The sequence below is a fragment of the Deltaproteobacteria bacterium genome (assembly GCA_016874775.1).
Classification (GTDB): Bacteria; Desulfobacterota; Binatia; order Bin18; family Bin18; genus VGTJ01.
In genome coordinates this window covers 23,498-30,869 of the sequence record VGTJ01000056.1, presented here as the reverse complement: position 1 = coordinate 30,869, position 7,372 = coordinate 23,498, and the positions used below count along the sequence as shown (strand labels likewise).

Below are 7,372 nucleotides of genomic sequence, written 5' to 3'. Positions count from 1 at the left end.
ACCAAGTCCAAACGCGGGCCGAAGAAGCCAGTACCTCACAAACTGAGTGGCAAAAAACAAACGCACGTATCGACTGCGCGGATTCTGGCGATGCGACGGTAGTCAACCGACCTTTACAGGGATGGCCCCTATGCCAAGAGGAGGTCGCACTGCGGCGAAAAGCGTTGTATGTGACTCGCATGGCAGCCTCCCGCTCCACCCCACATCGTACCGACCATGCTGGTATTCGTGCCCCTCGATTTCGTAGCGTTGGTGCACGGGTGCGGGATCTCAAACAAGTCGAGATCACACCAGAGTTTCAGCACGCGCTCGATCTGATCGAACGACATGGGCAAAGTGTCTTTGTCACCGGCAAGGCCGGAACCGGGAAATCCACGTTCCTGCATTATCTGCGCGAAATGACAACCAAGAGCACCGCTGTCCTTGCGCCAACCGGTGTGGCGGCGCTCAATGTCGGCGGACAAACAATCCATTCGTTCTTTCGTTTTCCGCCAACCCTGATTGATCCGCACAGTATTCGTCGCCTCAAGAATGCGAAACTCTTTGAAAACCTGCAGATGCTGATCATCGACGAGGTGTCGATGGTACGCGCAGATGTGATGGACGGTATCGATAGCGCATTACGTATCCAACGCGATGACATGAGCACGCCATTCGGTGGAGTGCAGGTTGTCCTCTGTGGCGATTTGTTCCAATTGCCGCCGATTGTCAGAGATGGAGAGATGAAAGAGTTTTTCGATGAACATTACGGCGGTCCGTATTTCTTTTTCGCCAAGGTTTTTCAGGAACTCCAACCTTCATCGATAGAACTCACGACCATCTACCGGCAGCGCGACAACGCGTTCATTGAGGTGCTCAACAGGATTCGGGAACATCAGCTTGATGCGGCGTTGTTCTCGCTCTTAAACGCTCGTATCCAGCGTCCTGGACAACTCTCGGCTGACGCATCTTTCATTACTTTGACGTCAACGAATGAGGCTGCCTATCGCAAGAATCGCTCGATGCTCGATCAGATCAATGCCAAAGCGTATGTGTATCAAGCGAACGTGACCGGGCTCTTCGAGCCGTCAATTTATCCCACTGAATCTCTCCTGGAGTTAAAACGTGGCGCGCGAGTGATGCTACTGAAAAATGATCCTGAGAAACGGTGGGTCAATGGTACTCTTGCTCGCGTCTTTGCCCTCGATGAGAAGAAAGTCCGTGTCGAGGTCGACGGCACAGCCTATGAAGTGGAGCCCGAGACCTGGGAGAACCGGCAATATCGTTACCATCGCGACACCAACCGCATCGAAGAAGAAGTGATTGGGACGTTTACGCAATACCCGTTACGTTTAGCCTGGGCGATTACGATTCACAAAAGTCAGGGGCAAACGTTTGACAACGTGTTCATTGACCTTGGGCGTGGTGCGTTCGCGCATGGGCAAACGTATGTGGCGTTGAGTCGCTGCACGTCGTTAGAGGGGATTATTTTCAGCCGCCCTATCACAGCTAGAGATGTTCTCTTTGATGAACGGGTCTATGACTATAAACGTGTGTTCCCCCGCGGGTGAGAGGCCGGGATTGCTTGAAGAAGCGTGCACGCAGCGCACGCTACGCTGAAGGCGTTCCGTTGTCCTGAGGAGCGATTGCGAATCTCAATCAAACCATGCGAGATTGGCACACTTGGGATTCTTACCGAGAGACCCTAGCGTGCGCCATGCGCACGGGAATCGGAACAGGCGGGCGCAGCGTGCGCACAGCGCACGCTACCCTAACTGTACTACTCTTCTATGGTCCGATTTCGTGCCGCTCCTTTGCTGACTCCGTCAGCGCGGCAAAAGCCACGGCGATCGTACCGACCAGGGCAATACCTCCGGCACAGAGGTACATCGTGGAAAAGTCAGTACGTTGCAGCACGAGTCCAAGGCCAATAGCACTGAGCCCTACACCGATATCGAACGCCATCATCACCGTTGCGAGCGCCGGTCCGCGATCGTGCACAGTCGAGCGGTCAACAATCCAGGCCATGATAGCAGGATGGACAGCGCCAAAGCCGATGCCTTGCAATACCGCAGTCCATAACAATCCCGACTGTGATGTCGTATAGGCTAAGACCACCATCGAGATGGCGAGAAAAAACATGCCCGGAAGAATCACTGCCGAACGACCAAAGCGATCAGACAATCGACCGGAGAGTGGGCGCAATACAACAACCACGATTGAGTAGACGGTAAAGAAGAGTCCTGCGTTGCCGAGGTTGTGATGTTGGACAAACAAAGGAAGAAACGACACGATCGCGCCAAAGGTCATCGTCATGCACATGGCAATGAAGCCAGGGAATACCGCGACACGGCTAAACAGGGCTGGCCGCGGAGTTGTCTGATGGTCGGTCTGCGGTCGAGACTGATGCGGATCGTGGACCAGTTGCACCAAGAGCAAGCATGCGAGCGCCAAACTCGCTGCGGTCCAGAAAAGTCCCGCGAATCCTAACCACCCAGCGAGCGCGACTCCAAGGGCTGGACCGATCGCCATCGCCAGATTGAGCGCCATGCCGTAATACCCCATTGCTTCGCCACGTCGCGCAGGTGGTGCGAGGTCAGCAACAAAGACGCTTCCCGCAGTGGTGTAGATCGCGATGCCAATGCCGTGAAAAAAACGTAGCGTCATCATCATCGCCACCGACGTCGCCTGCGTGTACAGCGCGGGAAATATCACATAGATCAACGCACCCAGCGCCAAACAGGACTTACGGCTCCACGTATCCACTAATCTCCCTGACAGCGGGCGACTCAGCACTGCAGAGAGCGCGAATGCGCCCATGATCATGCCGACCTGCGATTCTGCGCCATGCAGTTCCTGAACAATGAACAATGGCAGCACCGCGAACAGCAGAAACATGCTGCCGGAAAACAGGAACGTACTAACACACACCAACAAGAAATCCCGCGTAAAGAGCTGTTCTGTAGCTACTGGGGGTGTGATGGTTTGTGGATGTGTAGGTTGTGATGAAGCCGATTGAGCAGGTTGTGACACTGGGCGGGAGTGTAGCTGGGGATGCTCAATGAGACAAGGGAGCAGGGGGGCGTGGGCCGTAAAACGTGATGCGTGTTACGTGGTGCGTGTTGTGTAAATCAGGGAACGTGCTCGATACTATTTGCCAGATAATACGTAACACGTTCCACGCACCACGTTTTGTTATGCCGCCTGCTTCTTCACCCCATTCGTTGCCCAACCGGCAGGAAGCTTTGGTGGCACAGGTGGTTCCAAACCTGTCTCTTCTTTGCAGCGTGCTAAGAGCTGTGGCAATGGCGGACCGAAGTCAAAGGTTTGTATCGCTCCACGTTCTTTGGCCATCTTTTCTCGCAATGTCCGCGTTGCGGCTTCATCGACTTGCAGAGTGTTTGCATCGATGACGACACCGTAGTCACGTCGCGCTTTTTCGCGTGAGACCAGTTCGCGCGCAACATCGATACGTACTTTCTCGGCTTCACGTTGCAATGGATCGCCCCAGCCGCCACCACCGGCAGTTTGGAAGATGAGCTGATCGCCAGGCTCGACTTTGACTTGATCACACTTTGAGGGGAGTACTGTTCGTGAGCCATCGGCTTTGACAAGAATCTTCGTTGACCGCATCCCAGGCCTACCACCAAGAATACCCCACGGTGGTGTGAGCCAGCGATCGTCATGAATTGCGACCTCACCCGGTTCGAGGAAGGTGTACCACTTATCGATGCCGTTACCGCCACGATGCAAACCTGCGCCGCCGGAATCGATTACTGACGCATAGCGGTCAACCCGCATCGGGCAGAAGTTTTCCAGATACTCAGTGGGAATGTTAGTGAACTGCGGCCACCACGAGTGGCCATCCATGCCATCACCAATCGGACGACCAGGAATGCCACCGTAGCTAATCTCCATAATGAAGAAGAACTTGCCGTCTTTATCAGTCCCATTGTAGAGCAAATGTGGACTGGTGCCGTAGCCCGCAGCCGTCGTGAGTTCCGGGCTCTTCTGACCAAGACACCCACTCATGACATCAAACAATCGCGCCAGCGCATGCGTGCGACAACCGAGGGCCGCTGGGAATTTCGGATGCAACAGCGAACCATCAGGTAGACGCGCTTCAATTAGTGGATAGAAGCCATCGTTAAAGAGAATCTGCGGATCATAGACCATGATGAGATAGACGCCGATGAACATCTTGAACATACCTTCGTTCAAGTAGAAGTTGATCGGCCCTAGTGCTTGTGGATCAGTGCCGGTCCAATCGAACACCGCTTTCTCGCCTTCACGCCAAATGGTGAGTTTCATCTTGAATGGGCCGTTACCGAGCCCATCATCATCGACATAATCCTCAAACGACTGTGGCTCAGTCGAGATATTACGTTGGATGAGCGTTTGCACGGCGCGATAGGTACGATCGAGCAGCGCCTGACATGCTGCGAGATAGGTATCGCGACCAAAGCGCTGACAAAGTTCTAGCACACGTTGTTCGGCGGTTTTGCAACCGGCAACAATACCCATCAAGTCCGAGCGGTTCATGACGGGAATGCGAACGTTATTGAGAATGAGGTTCAACACGTCATCATTGAGTTTGCCTTTCTCAAACAGTTTGACAGGGGGGATGCGCAACCCTTCGCCAAAGATGGTCGTCGCATTAGTCGGAAACGAGCCGGGCAGGGGGCCGCCCACGTCCATTTGATGCCCGAACATCGACACCCAACCGATTAACTCGCCTTCATCGAACACCGGCATCAGCACGAGAAAATCGTTGATGTGCGAGATCGCTCCACCGCAGAGGTATGGATCATTGAGCAGGATCACATCACCCGGATAAATCTGCCGATCGAAGGTATCCATCATCTCACGCACATACGAGCCAAACTGACCGACGATCATGCGCCCGTTCGGATCGCAGATCATCGGAAACTCATCGTGCTGCTCACGAATCACCGGTGACATCGCCGTGCGATAGAGCACCGCATCCATTTCATAGCGATAGTTCTTGAGCGCACTTTCGATGATATCGAGCACCACCGGATCGACTTCGATGTTGGGGATCTTGGCGATTTTTACGTCACGCATGGGGGCTCCCTTTCAGGAATTAAAAATTGAGAATTCAAAATTAAAAATTAAGGAAAATTTCAGTCATCGAATTTCTTGAATTTTTCATTCCTCATTTTTAATTTTTCATTGGCTATGCCGCGGGTCGAATCACAATATTAAAATACCGATCCACCTCACCTGTAAAGCTGGGCAGAATTACTGTCGTTGAATCCATTTCCGTGACAATGGCTGGTCCGGCCATACGATTGCCAGGGCGCAGTTTGGTGCGATCGTAAATCGGTGTGGCGAGAAAGTGACCATCGAAATAGACTTGATGTTCGTCGGTCTGCGCATGTTTGGCAGAAGCACTATCGAGGTCGGCTTCGGCGAGTTTCAGCGTTGCGCCTTTGCCTAACGCGACAGCCCGCAAATTGACGATCTCGCACTCGGCATCAAGCTTGAAGCGATATAACTGATCGTGCAAGGAATGGAACTTGTTTGCCAACACTGTCGTGCCATGAGTTTGTAGATCACTGAGTGTCGTGGTGATGGGCAGCTCATAGCCCTGCCGGAAGTAACGCATGTCGGCATTATAGAACACTTGCTGCTGACTACGTGGAATACCCTCGCGTTCGAGCCAGCCAGTCGCCTCTTCGCCCAGGTTTTGCAGGATCTGAATGACCTCAGGACCGGTCATTTGATCGAGCGTACGCAACACTGTGCGGGCAAATTCTTCCCGGTAATCACAGCCGACATCGCCGGTTGCGCAGAGAATACCTGGAGCGGGTGGGACAATAACCGGATACGAACCAATCAATTTGGCGACGGCGTTGGCATGTAGAGGCCCGGCTCCACCAAAAGCGACAAGCGCAAAGTTACGTGGATCATAGCCGCGTTGTACAGAAACGAGTCGGAGCGCACCGTGCATGTTCTCATTGACGATGTCGAGAATACCTTGCGCCGCACGATACACATCAAGGCCGATTTTTTTGCCGATGCGTTCGACCGCTTCTTTTGCTGCTTCAACATTGAGTGACATTTCACCGCCAAGCAAGCGTGGCGGGAGGTGGCCTAAAACCACGTTGGCATCAGTGACCGTCGCTTCAGTGCCACCCCTGCCATAGCTCGCCGGTCCTGGATCGGCACCAGCGCTTTGTGGACCAACACGTAGCGCGTTGGTGATCTCAGGAACGTGGGCAATTGATCCGCCGCCAGCACCGATGCTGCGTACGTCAACTGAAGGAACTTTGATAGGAAAATAGCCAAGGGTAGTCTCGCGTGAGATTGTTTGTGTGCCATCCTGGCACAACGCGACGTCAGTTGATGTGCCACCCATGTCGAGTGTGAGAATATTCGGGAACCCAGCTTTCGTAGCGATGACTAATGCACCAGCGACACCTCCGGCCGGGCCGGACATCACACCATAGACTGGTCGTTCCTGCGCCATACGTAGTGTCATCAAACCAGCATCCGAACGCAAAATGTTGACATCAGCTTTGAGGCCGTGTGATGCGAGTTTCTCAGCGAAGTTCTTCATGTACACTGCGACTTTGGGGCGCACATAAGAATTCATGACGGCTGTCAGCGCACGTTCGTACTCACGAAACTCTGGCAATACTTCCGCCGATGCTGTCACCGGCAGTGTAGGAAACATTTCTTGGGCAATAGCTTTGATCCGTTTCTCATGAACTGGATTGGTATACGAGTTGATCAACGAGACCGTGATCGCTTCAACGCCACGACTCACAAGATCTTGTAAATCTTTACGGATCGCGTCTTCATCAAGCGGTTTGACGACATTCCCGCGTGTGTCGATCCGTTCTTTGGCCTCACGAGTGTTTTCGATAGCTGCTGGCGGTTCCGGTTTCTGCATGATAATCCAACCCGCCAACGGACCAGGCGTCCACGAACGCGCGAGATGGAGAATTTGCTTAAAGCCTTCGGTGGTGATGAGGCCGACCTTCGCTCCTTTGCCTTCGAGCACGGCGTTGGTGGCGACGGTCGTACCGTGCATGATGTGCGTGATCTCACCAGGAGAGATATTGGCGAGACGGCAGACTTTCTCGATGCCATTTAATACGCCAACCGATTGATCGGCTGGCGTTGAGGGCGTTTTCGCCCGGATCATCCGCCCTTTATCTTCATCGACCAAAATCAGATCAGTGAACGTACCGCCAACATCAACGCCAAGTTTCAGAGGCATAGAGATGCGTTTTCCCTTCGTGTCCGAGTTTCCGCCGCAAAATTAGGGGAAATTATGGAGATTGCACCGATGTGCGTCAACGTCGGTCGGTTATCTTTACCTTGTACGTGGGGTATTTCTCTGTCACGATTAACGAGGGAAAAC

The 7,372-nt window shown here is 53.3% G+C and carries 4 protein-coding genes; 1 reads left to right on the top strand and 3 read right to left on the bottom strand.

All coding sequences use genetic code 11. The features are described from left to right. Positions 1 to 179: 179 nt before the first annotated feature. Positions 180 to 1,550 (top strand): AAA family ATPase, encoded by a 1,371-nt coding sequence (locus tag FJ147_11650; protein MBM4256533.1) that lies wholly within the window; start codon positions 180 to 182, stop codon positions 1,548 to 1,550. A gap of 217 nt (positions 1,551 to 1,767) precedes the next feature. On the opposite strand, the gene FJ147_11645 is transcribed toward FJ147_11650, so the two are convergent. From FJ147_11645 to FJ147_11635, 3 genes are all read right to left on the bottom strand, one after another. Next, positions 1,768 to 3,057 (bottom strand): MFS transporter, encoded by a 1,290-nt coding sequence (locus FJ147_11645; protein ID MBM4256532.1) that lies wholly within the window; start codon positions 3,055 to 3,057, stop codon positions 1,768 to 1,770. A gap of 117 nt (positions 3,058 to 3,174) precedes the next feature. Further along, positions 3,175 to 5,064, bottom strand: coding sequence for a hydantoinase B/oxoprolinase family protein (locus FJ147_11640; GenBank protein MBM4256531.1), 1,890 nt, complete (start codon positions 5,062 to 5,064; stop codon positions 3,175 to 3,177). 112 nt (positions 5,065 to 5,176) lie between these two features. After that, positions 5,177 to 7,228, bottom strand: a complete 2,052-nt coding sequence (locus FJ147_11635) for a hydantoinase/oxoprolinase family protein (GenBank protein MBM4256530.1) — start codon at positions 7,226 to 7,228, stop codon at positions 5,177 to 5,179. Positions 7,229 to 7,372: the final 144 nt, after the last annotated feature.

Bases quoted from the DNA above. Each gene is read 5' to 3' on its own strand.
- FJ147_11650 (MBM4256533.1), top strand. From the start codon at position 180: ATGGCAGCCTCCCGCTCCACCCCACATCGTACCGACCATGCTGGTATT.
- FJ147_11635 (MBM4256530.1), bottom strand. From the start codon at position 7,228: ATGCCTCTGAAACTTGGCGTTGATGTTGGCGGTACGTTCACTGATCTG.
- FJ147_11640 (MBM4256531.1), bottom strand. From the start codon at position 5,064: ATGCGTGACGTAAAAATCGCCAAGATCCCCAACATCGAAGTCGATCCG.